This window comes from Curtobacterium sp. MEB011 (assembly GCF_030209655.1).
GTDB lineage: Bacteria > Actinomycetota > Actinomycetes > Actinomycetales > Microbacteriaceae > Curtobacterium > Curtobacterium poinsettiae.
Window position 1 is genome coordinate 269,895 of the sequence record NZ_JARVRN010000001.1, and the last position, 24,213, is coordinate 294,107.

21 protein-coding genes are annotated in these 24,213 nt (G+C 71.6%); 9 read left to right on the forward strand and 12 right to left on the reverse strand.

All coding sequences use genetic code 11. The features are described from left to right. Positions 1-56 precede the first annotated feature (56 nt). Positions 57-1,514: an amidophosphoribosyltransferase gene (purF, locus tag QRN30_RS01285; protein ID WP_042539088.1), complete on the reverse strand. Its 1,458-nt coding sequence runs from the start codon at positions 1,512-1,514 to the stop codon at positions 57-59. A 74-nt stretch (positions 1,515-1,588) separates the two neighbouring features. Between purF and purM the strand changes: the two genes are divergently transcribed. Next, the gene (purM, locus tag QRN30_RS01290; RefSeq protein ID WP_056069361.1) at positions 1,589-2,704 is read left to right on the forward strand and encodes a phosphoribosylformylglycinamidine cyclo-ligase; all 1,116 of its coding nucleotides are present in this window, start codon (positions 1,589-1,591) and stop codon (positions 2,702-2,704) included. A 289-nt stretch (positions 2,705-2,993) separates the two neighbouring features. On the opposite strand, the gene QRN30_RS01295 is transcribed toward purM, so the two are convergent. After that, positions 2,994-3,212 carry a DUF3073 domain-containing protein gene (locus QRN30_RS01295; RefSeq protein WP_017886249.1) on the reverse strand — a complete coding sequence of 73 codons (219 nt, stop codon included), beginning with the start codon at positions 3,210-3,212 and terminating at the stop codon, positions 2,994-2,996. 158 nt (positions 3,213-3,370) lie between these two features. On the opposite strand from QRN30_RS01295, the gene QRN30_RS01300 reads away from it, so the two are divergent. Then, the gene (locus QRN30_RS01300) at positions 3,371-4,498 is read left to right on the forward strand and encodes an NAD(P)-binding domain-containing protein (RefSeq protein WP_214585077.1); all 1,128 of its coding nucleotides are present in this window, start codon (positions 3,371-3,373) and stop codon (positions 4,496-4,498) included. 22 nt (positions 4,499-4,520) lie between these two features. Here the strand turns inward: QRN30_RS01300 and QRN30_RS01305 are convergent, their stop codons facing one another. From QRN30_RS01305 to QRN30_RS01320, 4 genes are all read right to left on the reverse strand, one after another. After that, positions 4,521-4,961 carry a DoxX family protein gene (locus tag QRN30_RS01305; protein ID WP_017886247.1) on the reverse strand — a complete coding sequence of 147 codons (441 nt, stop codon included), beginning with the start codon at positions 4,959-4,961 and terminating at the stop codon, positions 4,521-4,523. 120 nt (positions 4,962-5,081) lie between these two features. Further along, positions 5,082-5,357, reverse strand: coding sequence for a DUF3072 domain-containing protein (locus tag QRN30_RS01310; protein ID WP_017886246.1), 276 nt, complete (start codon positions 5,355-5,357; stop codon positions 5,082-5,084). 61 nt (positions 5,358-5,418) lie between these two features. After that, positions 5,419-6,174: a hypothetical protein gene (locus QRN30_RS01315; RefSeq protein WP_284760143.1), complete on the reverse strand. Its 756-nt coding sequence runs from the start codon at positions 6,172-6,174 to the stop codon at positions 5,419-5,421. Between the two features lie 11 nt (positions 6,175-6,185). Then, positions 6,186-8,411, reverse strand: coding sequence for an APC family permease (locus QRN30_RS01320; RefSeq protein WP_284760144.1), 2,226 nt, complete (start codon positions 8,409-8,411; stop codon positions 6,186-6,188). 130 nt (positions 8,412-8,541) lie between these two features. On the opposite strand from QRN30_RS01320, the gene QRN30_RS01325 reads away from it, so the two are divergent. Beyond that, positions 8,542-8,994 carry a MerR family transcriptional regulator gene (locus tag QRN30_RS01325; RefSeq protein ID WP_159557348.1) on the forward strand — a complete coding sequence of 151 codons (453 nt, stop codon included), beginning with the start codon at positions 8,542-8,544 and terminating at the stop codon, positions 8,992-8,994. Between the two features lie 83 nt (positions 8,995-9,077). Here QRN30_RS01325 and QRN30_RS01330 read toward each other — a convergent pair whose 3' ends face one another. The 3 genes from QRN30_RS01330 to yczE form a co-directional block, all read right to left on the reverse strand. Further along, the gene (locus QRN30_RS01330; RefSeq protein ID WP_214519028.1) at positions 9,078-9,659 is read right to left on the reverse strand and encodes a PadR family transcriptional regulator; all 582 of its coding nucleotides are present in this window, start codon (positions 9,657-9,659) and stop codon (positions 9,078-9,080) included. Beyond that, positions 9,656-10,558, reverse strand: coding sequence for a DUF4097 family beta strand repeat-containing protein (locus QRN30_RS01335; RefSeq protein WP_284760146.1), 903 nt, complete (start codon positions 10,556-10,558; stop codon positions 9,656-9,658). The genes QRN30_RS01330 and QRN30_RS01335 overlap by 4 nt, the downstream gene beginning before the upstream one ends. Before the next feature lie 134 nt (positions 10,559-10,692). Continuing rightward, a complete protein-coding gene (yczE, locus tag QRN30_RS01340; RefSeq protein ID WP_042539079.1) occupies positions 10,693-11,346 on the reverse strand; it encodes a membrane protein YczE in 654 nt (217 codons plus the stop codon). 61 nt (positions 11,347-11,407) lie between these two features. Here yczE and yczR point away from each other — a divergent pair, with 61 nt between their 5' ends. The 3 genes from yczR (at position 11,408) to QRN30_RS01355 (ending at position 17,306) form a co-directional block, all read left to right on the forward strand. Further along, positions 11,408-12,859 carry a MocR-like transcription factor YczR gene (yczR, locus tag QRN30_RS01345; RefSeq protein ID WP_042539078.1) on the forward strand — a complete coding sequence of 484 codons (1,452 nt, stop codon included), beginning with the start codon at positions 11,408-11,410 and terminating at the stop codon, positions 12,857-12,859. Between the two features lie 184 nt (positions 12,860-13,043). Then, entirely contained in the window at positions 13,044-13,718 is a 675-nt protein-coding gene (locus QRN30_RS01350; protein ID WP_284760149.1) for a DUF6518 family protein, read from the forward strand. Between the two features lie 81 nt (positions 13,719-13,799). Continuing rightward, the gene (locus QRN30_RS01355) at positions 13,800-17,306 is read left to right on the forward strand and encodes an efflux RND transporter permease subunit (protein ID WP_284760150.1); all 3,507 of its coding nucleotides are present in this window, start codon (positions 13,800-13,802) and stop codon (positions 17,304-17,306) included. On the opposite strand, the gene QRN30_RS01360 is transcribed toward QRN30_RS01355, so the two are convergent. Next, entirely contained in the window at positions 17,303-17,599 is a 297-nt protein-coding gene (locus tag QRN30_RS01360) for a hypothetical protein (RefSeq protein ID WP_042539069.1), read from the reverse strand. The two genes, QRN30_RS01355 and QRN30_RS01360, sit on opposite strands and share 4 nt — an antisense overlap. 84 nt (positions 17,600-17,683) lie before the next feature. Beyond that, positions 17,684-18,694 carry an alpha/beta hydrolase gene (locus tag QRN30_RS01365; RefSeq protein ID WP_082046918.1) on the reverse strand — a complete coding sequence of 337 codons (1,011 nt, stop codon included), beginning with the start codon at positions 18,692-18,694 and terminating at the stop codon, positions 17,684-17,686. Between the two features lie 181 nt (positions 18,695-18,875). Here QRN30_RS01365 and QRN30_RS01370 point away from each other — a divergent pair, with 181 nt between their 5' ends. Continuing rightward, entirely contained in the window at positions 18,876-19,730 is an 855-nt protein-coding gene (locus QRN30_RS01370) for a PPK2 family polyphosphate kinase (RefSeq protein ID WP_017886234.1), read from the forward strand. A gap of 9 nt (positions 19,731-19,739) precedes the next feature. Here the strand turns inward: QRN30_RS01370 and QRN30_RS01375 are convergent, their stop codons facing one another. Next, positions 19,740-20,900 carry a mannosyltransferase family protein gene (locus QRN30_RS01375; protein WP_194590327.1) on the reverse strand — a complete coding sequence of 387 codons (1,161 nt, stop codon included), beginning with the start codon at positions 20,898-20,900 and terminating at the stop codon, positions 19,740-19,742. 73 nt (positions 20,901-20,973) lie between these two features. Here QRN30_RS01375 and QRN30_RS01380 point away from each other — a divergent pair, with 73 nt between their 5' ends. Next, on the forward strand, positions 20,974-21,717 hold the full coding sequence (locus tag QRN30_RS01380; RefSeq protein WP_017886232.1) for a polyprenol monophosphomannose synthase: 744 nt from the start codon (positions 20,974-20,976) through the stop codon (positions 21,715-21,717). 274 nt (positions 21,718-21,991) lie between these two features. After that, positions 21,992-24,175 (forward strand): DEAD/DEAH box helicase, encoded by a 2,184-nt coding sequence (locus QRN30_RS01385; protein ID WP_262118400.1) that lies wholly within the window; start codon positions 21,992-21,994, stop codon positions 24,173-24,175. Positions 24,176-24,213 lie beyond the last annotated feature (38 nt).

A 24,213-nucleotide genomic window follows, 5' to 3' on the forward strand; every position in this document is an offset into this window, starting at 1 on the left:
GGTGCCAGCTGGCACCGGGCCTCCCGTCTGTCGTCTGGTCGCGTCTCGGACGCGACCTAGCTGAGCTGGTTGGCCTCGACCCAGGACAGGTACTCCGGGCTCACGGTGCCCGTGACGTACTCGCCCGTGAAGCAGCTCATCTCGAGGTCGGTCACGTCGGAGCCCTCGATGATGGCGTCGCGCATGTCCCCGACCTCCTGGTAGATCAGGTGGTCGCTGCCGAGCACGCGGTTGATGTCCGGGATCTTCCGGTCGTGCGCGATGAGCTCGGCGCGCGTCGGCATGTTGATGCCGTAGACGTGCGGGAACCGGACAGGGGGAGCCGCGCTCGTGAACGTGACCTCGTTCGCGCCGGCGGCCCGGGCCATCTCGACGATCTCGCGGCTCGTCGTGCCACGCACGATCGAGTCGTCGACGATCAGGATGTTCTTGCCCTTGAACTCGGACGACATCGCGTTGAGCTTCTGACGCACCGAACGCTTGCGCTCCGCCTGGCCCGGCATGATGAAGGTGCGGCCGACGTAGCGGTTCTTGTAGAAGCCCTCGCGGTACTCGATGCCGAGCTTCCGCGCGACCTGCATGGCGGCCGGACGGCTGGAGTCCGGGATCGGCATGACGACGTCGATGTCACCGGTCGGCGCGTACTGCTCGATGGTGTCGGCCAGGCGGTTGCCGAGGCGCAGACGTGCGTCGTAGACCGAGATGCCGTTCATCACCGAGTCGGGACGGGCCAGGTAGACGTACTCGAACGAGCACGGCACCAGGCGCGGGTTCTTCGCGCACTGGCGGGCGTGCATCTGACCGTTCATCTCGATGAAGACGGCTTCGCCCGGAGCGATGTCGCGGACGATCTCGTAGCCGCCGGACTCGAGCACGAGCGACTCGCTCGCGACGACCCACTCCGGCTGGCCGGCCTCGTCGAACTTGTGGCCGAGGATCAGCGGGCGGATGCCGAACGGGTCGCGGAAGGCCAGCAGCCCGTGCCCGGCGATGGTCGCGATCGTGGCGTAGGAGCCCTCGACCCGCTCGTGCACGCGCTCGACGGCGTCGAAGACCTGTCCTGGGTCGAGGTTCGCGCCGCGGACCTGGCCCTGCAGCTCGTGGGCCAGCACGTTGACCAGGAGTTCGGTGTCGCTCGTGGTGTTCAGGTGTCGACGGTCGATGTCGAACAGCTCACGCGTGAGTTCCCGCGTGTTGGTGAGGTTGCCGTTGTGCACGAGGACGATGCCGTACGGCGCGTTCACGTAGAACGGCTGGGCTTCTTCTTCGTTCGTCGCGGCGCCCTTGGTGGCGTACCGGACGTGCCCGAGCCCCATGGTGCCGAGGAGGGCACGCATGTCGCGGGTCCGGAACGCCTCGCGCACGTGCCCGCGGGTCTTGTGCATGTGGTGCACGTGACCCTCGACCGTGGCGATGCCCGTCGAGTCCTGCCCGCGGTGCTGCAGGAGGAGCAGTGCGTCGTAGATGGATTGGTTGGCGGGGCCCTGCGCAACAAGGCCGACGATGCCGCACATTCGCGGGTGTGCTCCAGATCAGTAGAATCGGGGGGTACCGCACAAGTCTGCCATGTCACCGCGAAGGACTCCGCATGCCCAACCCGTACGCCGAAGCCGGAGTGGACACCGCTGCCGGTGACCTGGCCGTCGAACTGATGAAGTCCGCGGTCGCGGCCACCCACAACTCCTCGGTCCTCGGGGGCGTCGGTGGGTTCGCCGGGCTCTACGATGTCTCGTTCCTGAAGGACTTCTCACACCCGTTGCTCGCGACCTCGACCGACGGCGTCGGCACCAAGGTCGCCATCGCGCAGGCGATCGACAAGCACGACACCATCGGGCAGGACCTGGTCGGCATGGTCGTCGACGACATCGTCGTGGTCGGCGCGAAGCCGCTGTTCATGACCGACTACATCGCCTGCGGCCGCGTGGTGCCTGGCCGCATCGCCGACATCGTCGCCGGAATCGCCCGCGGGTGCTCGGAGACCGGCACCGCCCTGGTCGGTGGCGAGACCGCGGAGCACCCCGGTCTGCTCGGCCCGGACGACTACGACGTGGCCGGTGCGGCGACGGGCGTCGTCGAGGCCGATGCCCAGCTCGGCGCGCACCTGGTGCAGGACGGCGACGTGGTCCTGGCGATCGAGTCGTCGGGTCTGCACTCGAACGGCTACTCGCTCGTGCGGCACATCCTGTCGACCCGGGGCGTCGGGTTCACGGACCAGCTGCCCGAGCTGAGCGGCGCCGGGTTCGGGGGCGCCGTCTCCGTCGGTGAAGCCCTGCTCGAGCCCACCCGCCTGTACACCGCACCGCTCCTGGCGCTCCTCGAGCAGCACCCGGGCGCGGTGCACTCGCTCTCGCACGTGACCGGTGGTGGCATCGCCGCGAACCTGGCGCGCGTGCTGCCCGTCGGCTCCTGGGTCGAGGTCGACCGCTCCACCTGGCAGCCGCTCCCCGTCTTCCGGGTCCTTGCGGACATGGCCGGCACCCCGATCGAGGACACCGAGGGCACCTGGAACCTGGGCATCGGCATGTTCGCCGTCGTCTCGGCCGGTGCCGCTGCCGAGGTCATCGCGTCGCTCGGTGCCGCCGGCATGCCGACGTGGCCCGTGGGCACGATCGCCACGTCCGCCCGTGACCTGACCGGCTTCGAGCAGGGTGCCAAGGGCGTCGACGGTGGAGCAGTCCGGCTCGTCGGGAGCTACGCGGGCTGACCTGCCGTGCCGTGCGGTGCGGTGCGGTGCCGCTGGCCCGTTCCGCCGCGCCGGGGTGCGCGCGGCGGGTGGTCACGAACCGTCGCCTGGCGGGCCTGCAACCGACGGTTCTTGACCGCTCGGCATCGTGCACACGGTGAGTCGTGACCACTCGAAGCCGGGGCCCGGGCGCGCCGGTGGGTGCACGGGCGGACTCGGTGTCCGGGCGCACAGTGTCCGGCCACGCCGTGTCCGGGCACGCAGAAACGCCGCGCTGCCCGAGGGCTGCGCGGCGCGACTACAAGAGATGTCAGGCGGACTTGTTCTGGTCTGCCTGGGTCTCGAACTCGTCTTCGTCTTCCGCCGGTTCCGGACCGTACTGGTCCGCCCAACGGTCGACGTAGTTCTCGTCGGAGTGTTGTCCGGCGGAGAGCTCCTGCTCGAGCGCACCGTAGTTCGTCTGCGGGCTGAAGTACTTCAGCTCACGGGCGACCTTGGTGTGCTTCGCCTTCTGACGGCCGCGCCCCATGCGTGACCCCCTCGTTCGGCTCTGGTCCGGTCCTGGCGAATGACGGAGGATCACTCGGGGAACCAGACGGTTCGTGGTTTGAAATCTGCCGATCACTCTACCATGTACCTCGATCTGGACGTCGCGCGACGGCTGGCCCGCACAGCAGAATCGAAGTGATGACGGAACCCCTCGAGACCCCGGTCGACCAGCACGCCCGCGTGGTGGTGATCGGTGCGGGGCAGGCGGGACTCTCGGTGGGATACCACCTGCGGCGCCTGGGGCTCGTCCCCGGCACCGACCTGGTGATCCTCGACCGCGCGCCGAGCACCGGAGGAGCGTGGCAGTTCCGGTGGGAGGCCCTACGGCTCGGGGCGGCGCACCGGGTGCACGACCTGCCCGGGATGCGCGCGATGGGCCTGGAGTTCGACGACGCCGACCGGTCACGACCCGCGCGGGACGTCGTCGGCGAGTACTACCGCCGGTTCGAACAGCACTACGACCTGCGGGTGCGGCGGCCCGTGTCGGTGACGTCCGTCTCGCGCATCGGCGCAGTCGGCGAGGTGGACGGTGGGCTGTGCGTCACGACCCGGGGCGCCGACGGTACCGTCACGCGCATCGGCGCCGACGTGGTGGTGAACGCCTCGGGCACGTGGGGCACGCCCTTCGTGCCGTGGTACCCGGGGCGCGACGTGTTCCGCGGCCGCCAGGTGGACACGACCGAGTACCGCAGCGCCACCGACTTCGCCCGGCAGGACCTCGTGGTGGTGGGCGGTGGGACGAGCGCGATCGGGTTCCTGCTCGAGCTCGACGGCGTCGCCCGTTCGACGCGGTGGTTCACGCGGCGCCCGATGGTCTGGGCCGGGACCGCCTCGCTCGACGTCGAGTCCGCGGTGGCCGCCGTCGACGAACAGGACCGCGCCGCCCGCGCCGGCGAGGTCCTGCCGAGCATCGTCAGTGGTACCGGGGTCCCCGTGTCGCGACGGATCCGGGCCGGGATCGACCGTGGCGTGCTGCGCGACGAGCCGATGTTCGCGCGGATGGACGAGAGCGGCGTGGTGACCAGTGACGGTACCCACGTGCACGCCGACGCGGTGATCTGGGCGACGGGGTTCCGGGCTGACCTGCGGCACCTCGCGCCCTTGCACCTGCGGACCACGGCGGGCGGTGTGGTGGTCGAGGACGGTCGGTCGGCGGAGGAGCCGCGGCTGTTCCTGGCCGGGTACGGCCCACAGGCGTCGACCATCGGGGCGAACCGGGCCGGACGCCTGATCGCCCGCCAGGTCATGGACACGCTGGCGGCCTGAAGACGGAACCGGGACGCGCGGCTCAGGCGGGGAGGGGCTCCTCGACGCCACGACGACGTCGCGACGACTTGAGCACCAGGGCGTCGAGCGAGAACCGCCCGGGCCCGGTCAGCGCCACGGCGAGCGAGGCCACCGCGAGCACGAGCACGTACTCGAACCCGCCGTCCTGCGAGTAGAAGCCGGCCGAGCCGTGGGCCAGGACGCCGGCCACCACCATGTCGACGGCCAGCAGCACGCCGACGACGCGGGTCGCGACACCGAGCACGAGCAGGACGCCGCCGACGAGCTCGAGGCCGGCGACGAGGGGTGCCGCGACCTCGGCCAGGGGGACACCCATGCCCGAGAAGCCCTGCACCACGTTCGGGATGCCCTGGGCGAACTTCTGGGCACCGTGGGCGATGAACACCACCCCGAGGACGATGCGGAGCGCGGTCAGGCCGATGGAGGTCGATGTCGTTCGCATGGCCACGAAGGTAGCCGTTGACGCGTCATCGATCACCCTCGGACAGGGCACTGACCGCGCTTCGCCAGAACATGCCCAGAGCATGCACAGACAGCGGTCCGCCGAAGGGCGGACTGCTTCTCAGGAATCGGCGCCGCGGCCCGTCTGCTGCTGGAGGCGGTCGATGTGCTCCGACGCCTGGGCCTTGGTGAGGTCGGCGGGGAGTTCCTCGCCGGCTTCACGGGCCAGGGTGTCGAGGTAGCTGCGCTGCGGTCCGGTCATCGGCTCGTCGCCGGTGACCCACTGCTCGGGGTCCTTGCTCGCGTCGGTGGAGGGGTCGGGTCGGGGGCCACCGAGGGTCTCGCCCTGGATCGGTGCGTCCGGGGTCTGCTGCTGGTCGCGGTCTGCGTCACTCATGTCCGCGAACGTACGCCGCACCCCCGGCACGACACGCAGCAGCGGCGTCCCCCGATCGGCCTCAGACCGCGGTGGCCGCGTACCGCACCAGGTCGGGCCCGACAGCACTCGTGGCGATCGGCACGACGCGGTCGTCGCGCCGGATCCAGATCGTCGCGGCACGTTCGTCGATGCGGTCGACCTCGTGCAGCTCGCCGTCGAGCAGCACCGACGCCGTGACCCGGACCAAGCCGCTCGCCGGACGCGGCGGCAGGCCCACCACGTCGTCGCCGTACGCCGGGTGCTCACCGGGCTGCAGGAACGGTGACACCGGCGCGGTGACGACCTCGAGCCCCTCGGTGACGTCGGTCACCGCCACCAGGCGGACGGCCTGGTCGGTCGGCAGGGGCACGTCGACGACGGGCTCGGCGGTGGGCCCGGCCAGCGCGCGGAAGGCGGGCCGACCGTCGGGGGCGAGGTGGGCCTCCAGGCCGTCGATCCGGACGCGACCGCGCCCACGGGAGTCGGCGTAGACGCCGGGCTCGATGCCGGAACGCCGCGCCTCGAGCCGGGTCAGGACGACGCGGTCGGGGCGGTACCAGTCGCGGAGCGCGGCGGGGTCGACCCACCCGACGCTCGGGACCCCGCGGGAGAGCGCGGCGGACTCGTCGGCGGCGCGCTCGTCGACCGCACCGAGCGGGTGCTCGCCGCGCACGGCGACGAGTCCTTCGAGCGGGCTGCCGGCCGGCGGTTCGTGGTCGAGCACCTCGACGCGCTTCGAGACCTTGCCGCCGTGTCCGTCGAACGTGGCGAACGTCCGCAGGTCACTGATGGTCATGGGGCCACATGCTACGACTCGTCGGCTCCCCGTCGCGGCGGCGAGGGGACGAGGGCGTGGATCTCGCCCGTGCAGAGCGCGGGGTCGACGCCCTCGGCGGGGCCGGCCGGACGGGTCGCGCGGCGTGGCTGGATGCTGTTGCGCTCGGCGGACCGGAGCAGGCGGTCCTCGGCTGCGCCCTCGGCCGACGACCCGGGCTGCGCTGGCCGGCGGAGCGGGGGCCGGACGGGCTCGCCGCGGCGCTCCTGGCCGGGCAACGGGCGGGAGCGGCGGCCGTACAGCAGCTCGGACGAGTCGAGCAGCCACGGCACCAGGGCCACGGTGACGCCGTGCACGAGCAGCAGCTTCTTGCGGATGCGGCGGCCGCGGTGGTTGTGGAGCAGCCCCTCCCACCAGTGGCCGACGATGAAGATCGGCGTGTAGACGGTGACGACCTCGGAGCCGTGCTCGGCCCGGTGCGCCTTGATGTACTTGATCAGGGGCATCGAGATGTCGCGGTACGGGCTCGGCACGATCGTCAGCGGCACCTGGATGCCGTACTCCGCCCACTGGTCGCGCAGACGCTGGGACTCGGCGTCGTCGATGGCGACGTGCACGGCTTCGATGCTCGCGTGCTCGGCGGCGACCGCGTAGTCGAGCGCCTTGAGCACGGGCTTCTGCAGCTTGTTCACCAGGACGATGGCGTGGTCGCCGGTGGCGCCGAACTTCGTCTCGACGTCGGCCTCGATCTCGTGCGAGACGTCGCGGTAGTAGCGGTTCACGCCGAGCATGAGCACGTACAGCACCGGCATGATCAGGAACACGAGCCAGGCGCCGTGGGTGAACTTCGTGATCGTGACGATGACGAGCACCACGAAGGTAAAGGTGGCACCGATCGCGTTGATGGTGCGGGAGCGGACGACCTGCCCACGGTTCACGGCAGGGTCGCCCTCGGGAACCGTCCCGTCGCGGTCCGCCCGCAGCAGCCGCGTCCAGTGCACGACCATGCCCGTCTGGCCGAGCGTGAACGACACGAAGACACCGATGATGTAGAGCTGGATCAGGCTGGTGACGTTCGCCCGGTAGACCACGAGCAGGGCCGCGGCGACCAGGGCCAGGACGATGACGCCGTTCGAGTAGATGAGGCGGTCGCCGCGGGTCGACAGCGCCTTCGGGGCGTACGAGTCGCGCGCCAGGATCGAGCCGAGCAGCGGGAACCCGTTGAAGGCCGTGTTCGCGGCGAGGAGCAGGACCGCCGCGGTCGTCGCCTGGATCACGAAGAACAGCACCGAGTTGTTGCCGAACGTCGCCGCCGCGATCTGCGCGATCAGGGAGCGCTGCGGCGTGGTCGCGCAGTTCGCGAATCCCTGCAGGTCGCAGGCGCGCTCGGCGTAGTGCACGTGCGACACGAGTGCCAGGGTGATGAGGCCGATGAACAGGACGATCGCGATGCCGCCCATCGCGACCAGGGTGGCCTGCGCGTTCTTGATCTTCGGGCGACGGAACGCCTGCACGCCGTTCGCGATGGCCTCGACGCCGGTCAGGGCCGAGCAGCCCGAGGCGAAGGCACGCAGGAGCAGCAGGATGAACGCCGCCTGCGTCGTGTGCTCCACGTTCTGCACGGTGTACGCCGCGGACTCGGCGACCGGGGCGTTGCCGGCTGCGACCCGGACGAGCCCGGTGACGACCATCACGAACACGCTCGCCACGAACAGGTAGGTCGGGATCGCGAAGGCCTTGCTCGACTCGCGCACGCCGCGCAGGTTGGCGGCGGCGAGCAGCACGACGAACAGCAGGGCGAGCTCGACGCGGAAGTGGTCGAGCATCGGGAGCGCCGAGATGATGTTGTCGACGCCGGAAGCGACCGACACCGCCACCGTCATCACGTAGTCGACGAGCAGTGCGCTGGCGACGACCAGCCCGGCCTTCTCGCCCAGGTTCCGGTGCGCCACCTCGTAGTCGCCACCACCGGACGGGTAGGCCTTGATGAGCTGCCGGTACGAGGCGACGACCACGACGAGCAGCAGCACGACGAGCGCGGCGACCCACGGCGCGAACGTCAGGAAGGCCATGCCACCGAGCAGCAGGATCATCAGGAGTTCCTGCGGCGCGTACGCGACAGAGGACAGCGGGTCACTCGCGAAGATCGGCAGGGCCAGGTGCTTCGGGAGGAGCTGTCCTTCGAGCTTCTCGGAGGGGAGGGGATCCCCGATCAGCCGCGCTTTCAACGACCGGATCTCGTTCGTCACGAGCGGCAAACCTACTCAGTTCCGGGCGCGAGTCAACACGGTTCCCCCGCCGCACATTCCCGGTCGGCCGCGGGCGCTCGGCGGCGGCTGCTCGGTGCCCACTGCGGTTGACGCAGCGTCAAGCAGTACAGTCGCGAGCATGAGCGCATCGACAGGCACCGACGACGCAGCTGCGAAAGCACCCCACGCCATCGCCGAGGTGGCGCGTTCCGCCGGTGTCTCGAGCCGGACCCTGCGGCACTACGAGGCGGTCGGACTGCTGCCGGCCACCGCCGTCGGAGCGGGTGGACTCCGGCGCTACGACGACCACGCACTGGTCCGGCTGCAGCGGATCCTGCTGCTGCGCGGGCTCGGCTTCGCCCTGCCCGACATCGCGCGACGACTCGACGACGAGGGCGACGACGTCGCGGCACTCACGGTGCACCTGAGATGGCTGGAGCACGAGCGGGACCGGCTGGCCCGGCAGCTCGCGGCGGTGCGCACCACCGTCGCGCGCGTCTCGCACGGGGAACCCCTGACGGCGTCCGACGCGTTCGCCGGCTTCGCGCCGACGCGGCCGTCGGCCGACGACCCACCGGTTGCGGGGCGGTGAGCTTCCGTGGATGCGTCGGTCGCGACCGCGGGCGGACGACGGCCGGGAGGCCCTGGTCGCCACCGCCTGTCGGCCGCGGGCCGTCAGAGCGACTTGCGCAGGGCCTCCAGGCCGTCACGCAGACGCGTCACGGTGTCCGAACCGAGCGTGCCGCGGGTCGCGCGACGACGCAGGTCCGCGCGCACCTGCTGCCGGAACGACGACAGTGCCATCTCGAGCTCGCGCAGGGCGCGGGCGCTGTCCGACGGGACGGACACGGGCTCCTCGGTGGAACCGGTCGCCGGGCTCTCGGCCGCGGCGGCCAGGTCGGCACGGAGCGAGCGCATGGCCTCGCCCACCGAAGCGCGCACGCCGTCGGCCAACGACTTCACCGAGTCGCTCAGGCCGGACTCGACCGCGGCGATCTCGTCGGCACGCGCCGCGAGTTCGGCGCGACCGGCGTCCGTGATCGCGTAGACGGTCTTGCGGCCATCGGCGGTCTTGGTGACCAGGCCGTCGTCCTCGAGCTTCGCGAGCCGGGGGTAGACGGTGCCGGCGCTCGGCACGTAGGTGCCGCCGAAGCGGTCGCCGAGTGCCTGGATGAGCTCGTAGCCGTGCATGGGGTGGTCTGCGAGCAGGACGAGCAGGTAGAGACGCAGGTGGCCGTGGGCGAAGACGGGACTCATTCGGGCACCTCGCTGTCGTTCGTCGGGGTGGTCGGAGTCGTCCGCGCCGTCGGCGTGCTCGGCGCAGCCGCCGGCGGCGTCGGTGCGGCCGGCGCCTCGGCGACCGGCGGGGCGTGCAGCACCGCGATGTCGCCGGACACGGAGTTCACCCGCAGGTCGAGCCACTGGCCGGACAGCTCGCCGCCCTGCTTGACGTACGAGCCGCGCACGCCGCGGATCTCGGCGTCGTCGAACTGCAGCTTGCCGGTCGCGGTGTTGACCGTGCAGTTGTAGGCGACGCCGTCCTCGAGCCGGACGCTCACCGCGCCGGACACCGTGTTGATGCGGGCGGACTCGGGGATCCCGTGCATGTCCAGCACGACGTCGGCGGAGACGCCATCGGCCTGGAACCGGGGGATCTCACCGGTGGCCACGACGTCGCCGGAGACGGTGTGCACCGTGAGGGCGCCGTCGAGGTCGCGGATCGTGGTGGCGCCCGAGACGGCGTTGACCGTGACGTCACCCGCGACGCCGTCGACCACCAGGTCGCCGGACACCGTGTTGAGGGTCGCGCCGCGGTTCGTGCCGGAGAGCAGCGCACCGGCCGAGACGACACCGAGCGTGATGCCGGCGTCGCGGGGGACCAGGATGCTGACGTCGGCGTGGGCCTTGCCGCGGAAGGACTTCAGGAACCCGATGGGGTCGTCCCACCGGACCTGGGGGTGGTCGACGGTGAGCGTGTCGCCGTCGACCTCGACGAGCATCTGCTTGCCGGACACGCTGTGGATCTCGACCCGTGCGGTCGGCTCGTCGTGCGCGACGACGTCCACCTGTCCGCCGACGAGACCGACGCGCACGGTGCGCACGATGCCGGTGTCGATGACCTTGGGCTCGTCGACGAGCCACTTCTCCTGCGCCATGGTGCCTCCTGGAACTCGCGATGTATCGCGTCTGTGGAGGTCACGCTATATTGCGACTCGGCGCTCCGCAAGGGTGCCGGGCGGATGGTGAGCAGAAGTGGTCGGGTGGGGCCGTGCGACCCGACCGTTCCTGCTCACGAAGCGTGCGTGACGGGGGTGGGGCGCGCCTCCTGGACGATCCGGCGCTCCGGGCTCCACGGGAACCGGCGGAAGTGCGGCATGAGCGGCTGGACCATCGGGCCGATCGCGAACGCCGCGATGACGGTGCCCGCACCGACGTCCCCGCCGAGCACCCAGCCGACGATCACCACGGTCACCTCGACCAGGGTCCGCGCGAGCCAGATCGGCCAGCCGAGCCGCTGGTGCAGGCCGACCATCAGGCCGTCCCGCGCCCCGGTGCCGAACCCCGCACCGATGTAGAACGCCGTCGCGATCGCGAGCAGCACGAGCCCCGCCGCGAACAGCCCGATCCGGGCGACGATCCCCGACGGCTCCGGCACGAGCCAGAGCACCAGGTCGGCACTCGGTCCGATCGCCAGGGCGTTCAGCAGCGTCCCGACGCCCGGCTTCTGGCGGAGCGGGATCCAGAGCAGCAGGATGACCCCGCTCGACACGACCGTGATGACGCCGAACGACCACGGGACGACGTTCTCGAGCCCCTGGGTCAGCACGGTCCACGAGCTCACACCGACCACCGCGCGGACCTGCAGTGCGGTCGAGGCGCCGTAGAGGAACAGCCCGACGAAGAGCTGGACGAAGCGCAGGGTGAGGGCGGTGCGGCGGGGCATGGTCCCATCGTCGCGATGGATTGGCCTGCTGGTCGAGAGCCAATCGCGCTACCGTGGACCCGTGCCCCCGGTTCTCATCAGTGCTCGCGCCGCCGCCCACCTGCTGACCGACTGGCGCGCCGGCACCACCGCCCCCGCCTACGAGGCGCTCGCCGACGCCCTCCGGGTCCTGGTCATCGACGGTCGCGTCGCCCAGGGGGTCCGGCTGCCGGCCGAGCGCGGACTGGCCGCAGCCCTCGGCGTCTCGCGCACCACCGTGGCGAACGCCTACGCCCGACTGCGCTCGGACGGGTTCCTGGTGTCCGTCCGTGGCTCCGGCAGCGTGGTCCACCTGCCCCGGGACCTGGTCGGCCGGCCCGACCCCGAACGCCTCGGCGGGGTCGTCGAGGGGGACGTGCTCGACCTCCGCAAGGCTGCCCTGCACGCGGCCCCCGGCATCGACGAGGCCGTCGAGCGAGCGGTCCGACACGTGCCGGCGGCGCTCGCCGGCATCGGCTACGACACCGTCGGCGACCCCGGCCTGCGGGCCGCGATCGCCGCCCGCTACACCGAGCGCGGGCTGCCCACCGATCCCGCCCAGGTCATCGTGACGATCGGCGCGCAGCACGCCATCGCGCTGCTCGCACGCGTGCTCGTCCGCCGCGGCGACGCCGTGCTCGTCGAGTCGCCGACCTACCCGCACGCGCACGAGGCCTTCCGCGAGGCCGGTGGCCGCCTGGTCGGCGTCCCCGTCGACGCGCGGACCGGGTGGGACGCCGCCGCGCTCGAGACGACGCTCCGCCGGACCGCGCCCTCGGTCGCGTACGTCATGCCCGAGCTCCACAACCCGACCGGTGCGACCATGTCCGCATCGACCCGCCAGCTCCTGCTGTCGACCGCGGCCTCGGTCGGCACGACCGTCATCGCCGACGAGACGATGGGGGAGCTCCGGATCGACGGTTCGCCGTCGCCGCCGTTGGCAGCGGCGGACCCGACGGGGGCGTCGGTCGTGATGATCGGTTCCGCCGCCAAGGTCTTCTGGGGTGGGCTGCGGATCGGCTGGATCCGCGCCGACCCGGCGCTGCTGCAGCGGCTGCTGCTCGCCCGCCCGACCGGCGACCTCGGTACCCCCGTGCTCGACCAGCTGGTCGTGCGCGAGCTGGTCCCGCGCACGGCTGCCGTCCTGGAGGCGCGGCGTGCGTCCCTGCGCGAAGGTCGCGATGCCGTCGTGGGCGCGCTCCGGGCCCGGCTGCCGGAGTGGGACGTCCCGGCACCGGCGGGCGGGTTGACGACGTGGGTGGGGCTCGGCAGACCCGTGTCGAGCGCGCTCGTGCTCGCCGCGCGGACCGAGGGCGTGGTGCTCGCCTCCGGCGGGGTGTTCGGGCCGGACGGCGGGTTCGAGCGGTTCCTGCGGGTGCCGTTCACGATGGCCCCGGCCGACCGGGGGCGCCTGGTCGACGTGCTGTCACGCGCGTGGGAGCGGGTGGGCGGCGAGTCGACCGGGGTGCGGGGGTCGTTGGCGGCGGTGGTCTGAGCGGGCTTCGTCCAGGGCTCGGTGTCTTGCGGGGCTCGGGGTCGTCCGCCGAGGCTCGACGTCGTCCGCCGGGGCTCGGCGTCATCCCCGGGGCTCGGCGTCATCCTCTGGGGTGAGGTCGGGTCGGGGGTTCTCGCTCCCCGGGGTGATGCGGCTTCAGCGGGGTCCGGCGAGGCTGGGTGCCATGAACGCGACCCTGTCCGCCGGAACCCGCTCCGCTGTGCCGACGTCGGTCGAGCCGCCCGCGGCGGTCCCCGCCGTGGTGCGGGTCACCATCGCGCTGAGCGGGGCGTTCCTGGCGGGGGTCCTGACCGCGTTCGGGCAGGCCGTGCCCGCACTCGCCTCCGTGTCGAACTCGGCCGGGCCGTGGTTCGTGGTTGCCGCGCTGCTGTGCCTGGTGGCCGGAGCCCGAGCGGGCCGGATCGCCCTGCCGCTGGCGACGGTGCTCGGCGTCGTGCTCCTCGAACTCATGCACGTCGGGTACTGGGCCACCACGGTCCTGCGCGGGTTCCCGGACGTGTTGTCGATCACGAACCCGTGGGTGCTGCTCGGGGTCCCGGCCGGACTGCTGGCCGGAGCGGTCGCCGTGGCCGTGCGCTCCGATGACACCCGGTGGCGGGCGGGGGCGTTCGGTGTGACCGCCGCGGTGCTCCTCGGCGAGGGCGTCCGCGGACTCCTGCAGGTCGCGGCGACGACCGGGCACGGCACGTGGATCGTCGAGATCGTGGTCGGGGTGGTGCTCCTCGGCATCGGGGTCGTCGGCGCGCGGTCGCCGGTCGGGCGCGTGGTGGCGCTGGGGGCCGGGGTGGTCGGCACCGTCGCGGTGCTCGGGGCGTACCTGTTGCTCGGCGGGTCCTGATCGTCCGGCGGGTCCCGATCCGTCGGCGGGTCCTGGCCCGGAACTGAACGTTCGTCGGTCGCTCCTGCGAGGATCGATGTCGTGCACCTCCTCTCGGTCTTCAGCCTGCGCAACCGGGCCCTCATCGCGCTCGTCACGATCGTCGTCGCGGTCTTCGGCGGCATCGCGCTCTCCAGCCTCAAGCAGGAGCTGATCCCGAGCGTCGAGTTCCCGCAGGTCGCGATCGTCAGCGCCTACCCCGGCGCCACGCCAGAGGTCGTGTCGAACGACGTCTCGACCAAGATCGAACAGGCGATCCAGGTCGTCCCGGACCTCGAGTCCACCAGTGCGACCTCGTCCACGGGGCAGAGCGTGGTGTCGGCGTCGTTCCAGTACGGCTCGAACCTGGCCAGCGCCGAGGACAAGATCCAGACCGCGGTGAACGCCCTGTCGCTGCCGGACTCGGTGCAGACGCAGATCGTCACGGGGTCCTTCGACGACCTGCCGGTGCTGCAGGTCGCGGTCTCGGCGTCCGGCAACCAGGAGCAGCTCGTCGACCGGCTGCAGGCCTCGGCGATCCCCGACCTCGAGAAGCTCGACGGGGTGCGACAGGCGGACGTCTTCGGCAACCCCGGCCGTCGTGTCGTCATCACGCCCGACCAGGACGAGCTCGCCGCGCGCGGCCTCAGCCAGACGGCCATCTCGGACGCGCTCGACGACAACGGCACCCTGATCCCCGGCGGAACCATCACCGAGGACGGCTCGACGCTGTCGGTGCAGACGGGTGAGCGGATCGCTTCGCTCAAGGACATCCGGGCCCTGCCACTGACCAGCTCGTCGAGCTCGTCGGGTTCTTCCGGTTCTTCCGGTTCTTCCGGTTCTTCCGGTTCGGACGCGGCCGGGGCAGGGGCCGCAGGTGCCGACGGCGCGGCGTCGTCCGGTGACGGCACGGCCGCGGGCGCGACGGGCACGGGGACGACGGGGACCGGCACGGATGCGACCGGTGCTGCGCCGACGGGATCCGCGGCGACGGACACGTCGACGACCGCGGCCACCCCGACCGACACCACGTTGGGCGACGTCGCGAAGGTCGCCATCACGCAGTCCCCGCGCACCTCGATCAGTCGTGTGGACGGCCAGCAGGCCCTGACGATCTCGATCACGAAGACGCAGGAAGCCAACACCGTCGACGTCTCGAACACCGTGCGTGCGGCCCTGCCCGGCATCGAGGACAAGATCGAGGGCGACCCCCGCTTCACCGTCGTCTTCGACCAGGCGCCCTACATCCAACAGTCCATCGACTCCCTGGCCGAGGAAGGCCTGCTCGGCCTGGCCTTCGCGGTGCTCGTCATCCTGGTGTTCCTGCTGTCCTGGCGCTCCACGCTCGTCACCGCGATCTCGATCCCGACGTCGGTGCTCCTCGCCGCGATCGGCATGCGCGCGGCCGGGTACACGCTCAACATCATCACGCTCGCCGCGCTCACGATCGCGATCGGCCGCGTGGTCGACGACTCCATCGTCGTCATCGAGAACATCAAGCGGCACATGCTCCCCGGCGTCGACCGCGGCCAGGCCGTGCGCGACGCCGTGCGCGAGGTCGCCGGTGCGGTCACCGCCTCGACCCTGACGACCGTCGCGGTGTTCCTGCCGGTGGCCTTCGTCGCCGAACTCGTGGGGGAGCTCTTCCGGCCGTTCGCCGTGACGGTCACCCTGGCGCTCGTCGCCTCCCTGTTCGTCTCGCTCACGATCGTCCCGGTGCTCGCGTACTGGTGGCTCCGCCCGCCGAAGGCGAAGCCGGGCGACGCGTTGACGGCCGCAGACGCAGACGCAGACGCAGACACAGCAGCGGCAGCAGCACCGTCGGCGGTTGATGCCGATCGTGACCGTGACCGTGACCGTGACCGCGACCGTTCGGAAGGCGCGCTCGCCTCCGCCGCGGACCTGCACGACGCCGGCCGGGTCGACCGCCTGCGCCGCGTCTACCTGCCGGTGCTCCGGTGGGTCGTCCGGAAGCCGGTCGTCGTCATCCTGCTCGCCGTGATCGTCCTCGGTGGCACGGCCGCCACGTTGCCGTTCGTCACCACGAACTACCTCGGCGACTCGGGGCAGAACACGTTCACGGTCGCGCAGGACCTGAAGGCCGGTTCCAGCCTCGCCGTCCAGTCCGAGTCCGCGCGCAAGGTCGAGCGGGCACTGCAGGACGTCGACGGCGTCGAGACCGTGCAGACCACCATCGGCACGAGCGGCCAGTCGATCCAGGCCGCGTTCGGCGGTGGCGGCAGCGCCTCGGTGCAGTACGCCGTGACGACCGACGCCGAGGCCGACCAGCCGACGATCCAAGCCGACGCCCGCAAGGCGATCGGGTCGATCAAGGACGTCGGCGAGGTCACCATCGCGTCCTCCGGCGGCGGGTTCGGCGGCAGCAGCGACATCGAGGTCGACGTCACCGCGCCGACCCAGTCGCAGCTCGAGACGGCATCGCGCCAGGTGCTGAAGACCATGCAGTCGGTGCCGGACACCACGGCCGCCACCAGCAACCTTTCCGCCGCGGAACCGTTCCTCGCCGTCCGGGTCGACCGTGCCAAGGCCGCGTCGCTCGGCCTCACCGAGACCCAGGTGGGCGGCCTCGTCGCCGCCGCGGTCTCACCGCGGGACACCGGCAGCATCGAGATCGACGACGCGACGCTCGACGTCTACATCGCCGACCCGGAGCCGCCGACCACCATCGCCGCGCTCCGTGCCCTCGACGTCCCGACGAGCACCGGCACCGTCCCGCTGTCCGACGTCGCCACGGTCGAGGAGTCCGAGGGCCCCACCACCGTCACCACGACGAACGCCGCCCGCACCGCCACGATCACCGTGACGCCGGACGCCACCAACCTGGGTGCGGCCGTGCAGTCCGTCACGACCGCGGTCGACGAACTCGACCTGCCGAAGGGTGCGACCGCCTCCATCGGTGGCGTCGCCGCCAGCCAGTCGTCGGCGTTCTCGCAGCTCGGGCTCGCGGTCCTGGTCGCCGTGCTGATCGTCTACGTGATCATGGTCGCGACGTTCCGGAGCCTGCTCCAGCCGCTGCTGCTGCTCGTGTCGGTGCCGTTCGCTGCGACGGGCGCGATCCTGCTGCAGATCGCATCCGGTGTCCCGATCGGCGTCGCGTCGCTCATCGGTCTGCTCATGCTCGTCGGCATCGTCGTGACGAACGCCATCGTGCTCATCGACCTCGTCAACCAGTACCGACGACGCGGGCTGCGGGTGCGTGAGGCCCTGATCGAGGGCGCGACACGACGCCTCCGTCCGATCCTCATGACGGCGATGGCGACGATCTTCGCGCTGCTGCCGATGGCGATCGGACTGACCGGCAAGTCCGGCTTCATCTCGCAGCCGCTGGCGCTGGTCGTGATCGGTGGTCTGGTGTCCTCGACACTGCTGACGCTCGTGGTGCTGCCGGCGCTGTACTTCGTGGTCGAGCGGGCCCGCGAACGCAACACGGACCGGATCGCCGCGGGAAAGACCCGGAAGCAGGCGCGTGCCGAGCGACGCCAGGAACGTGCGGAGCGTCGGGCGGAACGACAGCGGCGGCGAGCGGAGCGTTCCGGCAGCGCTGCCTAGCGGCGGTACTCGGCGTCGACCGCGGCGAGGGGCGAGACGACGACCGGCTCGGCTCGTTCCTCGCGCTCGACGCCCCGGAACCACGACACCAGCACCAGGGTCAGCGTCACGAGGAACACCACGGCGGCGCCCTGCGACACGACGGCCAGCTGCCCGGTGACCGAGGCGTAGCCGCCGAAGGCCACCGCGGTGACGAACGACAGCCCGAGCAGCAGCTCCGCGAACGTCTGCAGCGCAGGGCGGTCCCAGCGCGTCGCAGCGGCGCGGGCAGGGCGGGTCGAGGTGTCGGTCACCACCGAAGTCTGCGGCCGCGGGCTCCGCAGCGGCAGTCCCGACTCCGGGTGCCACCCACCCGGGGCACGCGGTCGGTCGTCCGGTCAGCCGAGCTGGGTCCGCAGGAAGGTGACCACCCGGCGGCTCATCGCCTCGTCGAGCTGCGCGATCGAGTGCGCCGTGCCCTCGACCGCCACGAACGTCACCGGGACGTCGTGGGATCGGAGTGTCGCGGCGAACTCCTGCGACTCCCACAACGGGATGAACTCGTCGGTGGAGTGCCCGATGAAGAACGGCGCCGTGTCCGAGGTGACGTGGAACTCCGGCGACGCCCGGGTGGCCGCCGGGCACCTGGCGTAGGACCGGCACCCCAGGTAGAGCAGCTGCTTGCGCTGGAAGGCCGCGGACACCCCGTCGGGCTCGGTGGACCGGGTGGTCAGGTTCGTCGGCCCGCTCAGGTCGACCACGGCGCGGATCCGGTCGCCGTCGGCGTACGCGGCGGAGTCGTGGTCGGTGACGGCGAGCATCGCGGCGAGGTTGCCGCCGGCGCTCCCACCGAACACGCCCACGCGCTGGGAGTCGACGTCGTAGGTCTCGAGCGTCGCCGGGCGGAACACGTAGTCGAGCGCACGTCGGACGTCGTCGAGCCCGGCAGGGAACGGATCCGTCGGCGCCAGCCGGTAGTCGACGTTGAACGTCACGAAGCCCTCGGACGCCAGGTACTTGCACACGGACCGGTACGCGGCCGTCGCCTTGTCGCCGTGCGACCAGCTGCCGCCGTGGATCATCAGGACCGCGGGGCGTCCGGTCGTGGCCTCGACCGCCTCCGGGTCGGCGGTGGCCGAGGCGGACGGTGTCGCGGTGGGGGTCGCCGTCGTCGCGGGCTCGCTGTCGGCCGGCAGACACACGTCGAGGCGCTGCAGCGGGTCAGTGCCGTAGGGCACGTCGGCCACCACATCGATGCCGTGGTACCGGAGCGACAGCGGGTAGATGACGCTGTCCGCGGTGACGGTGGCGTTCTCGTCGCCGACCGGATCCGTGCTGCAGGACGCCATCGCGCCGAGCGCCACCACCGCGGCGACGAGCGCGAGCACTGAGCGGCGGCCGGACTTCATCACGTCCACGCTAGCCGCACCGGCGACCGCCCACGTCACCCCAACGGAGGAACCCGAGCGGACGACCCCCGAGCGGGCGACCCCCGGACTGCGCTCCCGGTGCAGACCGGCCGCACCGGCGTCACCCGGCAGTGCGAGGATGAGCACGGCAGTCGCCGACCGGAGCACCGCAGGAGGACCCGTGAGCAGTCGCAAGGCCTGGAACGCCGATCCCGAACCGCTGCTGCGTGTCGAACCCGGGTTCCGCCTCGACCAGGTCGACCCCGACGGCACGCCGGGCTTCCCCGGTCGCAAGATCGACGGCCTCGAAGCGCTCGCCGCGGGCGCCTCGCGGCTCGCCGCCCTGCAGGAGCGCCTGTACGCGGCGTCGACCGCGGGGGACGAGCGCCGGGTGCTGCTCGTGTTGCAGGCGATGGACACCGCGGGCAAGGGCGGCATCGTCTCGCACGTCGTCGGCGCGGTCGACCCGAACGGCGTGCACTACGCCGGCTTCAAGGCCCCGACGGCCGAGGAACGCGAGCACGACTTCCTGTGGCGCATCGAGAAGCAGCTGCCGGCAGCCGGACAGCTCGGCGTGTTCGACCGCTCCCACTACGAGGACGTGCTCGCCCAGCGCGTCCGCGGCATCGCCGCGCCGGACGAGATCGAGCGGCGGTACGGCGCGATCACCGCCTTCGAGGACGGCCTCGCCGCCGCTGGCACGACCATCGTCAAGGTGATGCTGCACATCTCGAAGGACGAGCAGCGCGAGCGTCTCGGTGACCGGCTCGACCGTCCGGACAAGCACTGGAAGTTCAACCCGAGCGACATCGACGACCGTCTGCTCTGGGACCGCTACCAGCAGGCGTACCAGATCGCCCTCGACCGCACGTCGACCCCGCAGGCGCCCTGGTACGTCGTGCCGGCGAACCGGAAGTGGTACGCACGCCTCGCCGTGCAGCAGCTCCTGCTCCGGGCGCTGGAGGACATGCACCTGTCGTGGCCGAAGGCCGACTTCGACGTCGCCGAGCAGCGTCGTCGGCTCGCCGAGTCCTGACCCACCGGCTCAGGGATTGTGGGTGAGGAACAGCACCCACACCGCCGCGGGCTGCGCGAGCACGCAGCCACCGAGCACGATGCCCCGTCGCAGCGCGGTGCGGTGCAGGAGCGGCGCACCGAGCAGCGGGGCCGCCGGCAGCAGCAGCCGCGGCAAGCTCTGTTGGGGCAAGAACGTCGCGAACAGGGAGAGCAGGTACGAGGCCGAGCCGAGCAGCGGCACCGAGCCGATCCGGCGCGTCGAGCGCGACGACAGCCACCATCCCGTCGCGCCGACCGCGACGAGCACAGCGACCACGCCGAGCGTGCCCGCGAACCGGTCGGCCTGCAGGAACCACGGTGTCAGTGGCGCGAAGTGGTGCACGTCGAGGTGGAGCCGCCACCACGCGAGTTCGGTCTGCAAGTAGGCGTCGGGAACCCCGGTGACGAGCGCCGCCATGACCGGCCACGCCAGGCCCGCCGCTGCCGTGACCAGGCCGGTGACGACGATCGCGACACGCTCCCGCACGGGCACCGCGTCGCGCTGCACGAGCCGGAGCACGGCGTGCAGCGCGAGCGCCAACGGGATCGCGAGCGCCCCGGGCCGGGTGAACGCGAGAACCGTGACGATCGGCAGGACCGTCCAGTAGTGCCGGCGCTGCATCGCGATGAGTGCGGCGAACGTGAGCAGCAGGCCGAGCGACTCGGCGTAGGCGATCTGCAAGACGAACGACACCGGCCCGAACGCGAAGAACACGCCCGACCACAGCGCGGTGGTCCGGCCGACGTGGGGACGGAGCAGGGCCACGAGTGCGACGGACGCCGCGCCGCCGAACGCCGTCGCCAGCAGCACCGCGACGACCGCGGGGTCGGCGCCGGTCGTGCTGACCGCCCGCACGAGCGCCGGGAACACCGGGAGGAACGCCCACGCGTTCTGCTGGACGGCGCCGGTGTCGTCGACGGGCAGTGTGCTCGGGTAGCCCTGCCGCGCGATCTCGAGGAAGTACTGGCCGTCCCAGGCGGTCGAGCGTTCGAAGAACCCATTCGGGTCGGCCGTGTCGCCGAACCCGACCGGATCGGTGAACGCGAAGCCGACGGTGAGCGTGGCGGTCGTCACCACCCGCGCGAGTGCGTAGAGCGCGAGGGTGATGAGGCAGTCGGGCAGTGTGCGGGTCACCGTGCGCGCTCGCATGCTGGCCTCCGTCTGGTGTTGCGTATACGTTGTGCTGATATCCAAGCCAACTCAGACACCAACGGGGTAATCCTTGACATTTCGCAGTGCCCGAGGAGGGACGCTCGTCGTCATCCCCACGTACGACGAGCGCGAGAACATCGAGTCGGTCGTCGCCCGCGTCCTCGCGGCACGTCCCGAGGTCGCCGTCCTGGTCGTCGACGACGGCAGCCCCGACGGCACCGGCGCGATCGCGGACGCCCTCGCCCGGGACGACGAGCGTGTGCACGTCCTGCACCGCACCGAGAAGGCCGGCCTCGGTGCCGCCTACCTGGCGGGGTTCGCCTGGGGGCTCGAGCGCCACCACGACGTCCTGGTCGAGATGGACGCCGACGGCTCGCACCGGCCCGAAGAACTCGGCAGGCTGCTCGAACGCTGTGCGGCGGGTGCCGACCTGGTCATCGGCTCGCGCTGGGTGCGCGGTGGCTCGGTCGTGAACTGGCCGTGGCACCGGATCGCCCTGTCGCGCGGCGGCTCCTTCTACAGTCGGATCGCGCTCGGTGTCCGGGTCCGCGACCTCACCGGGGGCTACCGCGCGATCCGCGCGGACCTCCTCCGTTCGCTCGTCGCCGAGGACATCGCCTCGGCCGGCTACTGCTTCCAGGTCGACCTCGCCCGACGTGCGGTCCGGGCCGGTGCCGTCGTCGCCGAGGTCCCCATCACCTTCGTGGAGCGCGAGCGGGGCGAGTCGAAGATGAGCGGTGGGATCGTGGTCGAGGCGCTCGTCCGCGTCACCGGGTGGGGGCTGCAGCGGCTGTTCCGGCTGGGCTCGCCGTGACGCGTCGTGTCCGGTGCGGCCAGGAGGCACGGATCACCCCGCCCGACCGGCCTGCGTTCGCATCGGGGCTGGCGTCAGGGCAGCGGCTCGCGTAGACTCGATCGGTCGGCCTTCGACGTCGTGACATTGTGATCACGGAAATTCTGCTGGGTGTGTGTTGCTCGAGGGCTGGAATCACGTCGACTCGCGACGGGATGAACCCCCTCTCCGCAAGCAGCCCCCGCCGATGTCGCTGTCGGGCGCTGCGGTACGTTGCGCACCCGAGAAAGTAGCCATGGCCCCGTACAACAAGGGCGGCGCGGACAACCGCGCCTCCGACCGCGTCCGCCACCCGAACGGCACCCCCGCCGCCCGCAGCAGCAAGCACCGGGGGTTCCGCGCCGCCGACTCGTCGCAGCCGCGTCAGAAGCAGCGCTGGGACGCCGAGGAGCGTCGCGGTCGCGCGTCGCAGGGCGAGCGTCCGGCCCGTCCGAACTGGGAGCCGCGAGACAGCGGCGGCCAGCGGCGCCCCGATCGCGACGACCGTGGTGGTCGCGGCTACAACCGTGATGCTCCCTACTCGCACGGCCGTCCCGACGCTCCGCAAGCTCCGCGTCGCGCCGGAACCGGCTCGCAGGGGCCCAGTGCCCCGCGGCGCTTCGATCGTGACGACCGTGCGCCGCGTCGTGACAACGACGACCGCCCGCGTCGTTCGTTCGACCGTGACGAGCGTGCCCCGCGCAGCTTCAACCGTGACGACCGCGCGCCCCGTCGCGACAACGACGACCGCCCGCGTCGCTCGTTCGATCGCGATGATCGCGCCCCGCGTCGCGACAACGACGACCGTCCCCGTCGCTTCGACCGTGACGAGCGTGCCCCGCGTCGTTTCGACCGTGACGAGCGTGCCCCGCGTCGTGACAACGACGACCGCCCGCGTCGCTCGTTCGATCGCGATGATCGCGCCCCGCGTCGTGACAACGACGACCGTCCCCGTCGCTTCGACCGTGACGAGCGTGCCCCGCGTCGTTTCGACCGTGACGATCGCGCCCCGCGTCGTGACAACGACGACCGCCCGCGTCGTTCGTTCGACCGTGACGAGCGTGCCCCGCGCAGCTTCAACCGCGATGACCGTGCGCCCCGTCGTGACAACGACGACCGTCCGCGTCGTTCGTTCGACCGCGACGACCGCACCCCGCGCCGCTCGTTCGACGAGCCCGAGCGTGGCAAGTTCGTGCCGGCCGACGACGTCAAGCTCGAGAAGCTCCAGGCCGAGGCCACCATCGCGTCCGACGTCGAGGGCGTGACCTTCGGCGACCTCGGCATCGGCGGCAACATCTCCCGGGCCCTGCAGGAGCTCGGCGCCTCGAGCCCGTTCCCGATCCAGGCGGCGACGATCCCCGACGTGCTCGCCGGCAAGGACGTCCTCGGCCGAGGCCGGACCGGTTCCGGCAAGACCATCGCCTTCGGTGCGCCGCTGGTCGAGAAGCTCATGGAGCACGGCGGCGGCACGAAGCGCAAGATGGGCCGCGCCCCGCGTGCGCTCATCCTCGCGCCGACCCGTGAGCTCGCCCTGCAGATCGACCGCACGGTGCAGCCGATCGCCCGCTCGGTCGGCCTGTTCACGACGCAGATCTACGGCGGCGTCCCCTACGGCCGCCAGGAGGGCGCGCTCGAGCGCGGCGTCGACATCATCGTCGGCACCCCCGGCCGTGTGCAGGACCTCATGAACAAGGGGAAGCTCGACCTCAGCGAGGTCATCATCTCCGTGCTCGACGAGGCCGACCACATGTGCGACCTCGGGTTCCTCGAACCGGTGCAGGAGATCCTCGCAGCCACGGCCGAGGTCACCCCGCAGGGCAACCGCGCACAGAAGCTGCTGTTCAGCGCGACGCTCGACACCCAGGTCGCAGCGCTCGTCGAGCAGTTCCTGCACGAGCCGAGCGTGCACGAGGTCGCGGGTGAGGACCAGGCGTCCTCGACCATCGACCACCGTGTCCTCGTGGTCGAGCAGCGCGAGAAGGACCGTCTGCTCGAGGAACTGGTCGCCGGCGACGGCAAGACCATCGTCTTCGCCCGGACGCGTGCCTACGCCGAGCGTCTGGCCGACCAGTTCGAGGACGCCGGCATCCGCGCGACCTCGCTCCACGGTGACCTGAACCAGTCGCGCCGCACGCGCAACCTGCAGCTGCTCACCAGCGGCCGCGTCAACGTGCTCGTCGCCACCGACGTCGCCGCCCGCGGCATCCACGTCGACGACGTCTCGCTCGTCGTGCAGGCGGACGCCCCGGACGACTACAAGGCGTACATGCACCGTTCCGGCCGCACGGGTCGTGCCGGCAAGGAGGGCACGGTCGTCACGATCGTCCCGCGTGGCCGCATCCGCAAGATCGAGGGCATCCTCGAGCGCGCCGAGATCGAGGCGGACCTGGTGCAGGCCGCACCCGGTGACGGCATCGTGTCGGAGCTCGCCGCGCGCTAGTCGCGACCACACGACGGACGGGAGGCCCGGTACCAGCT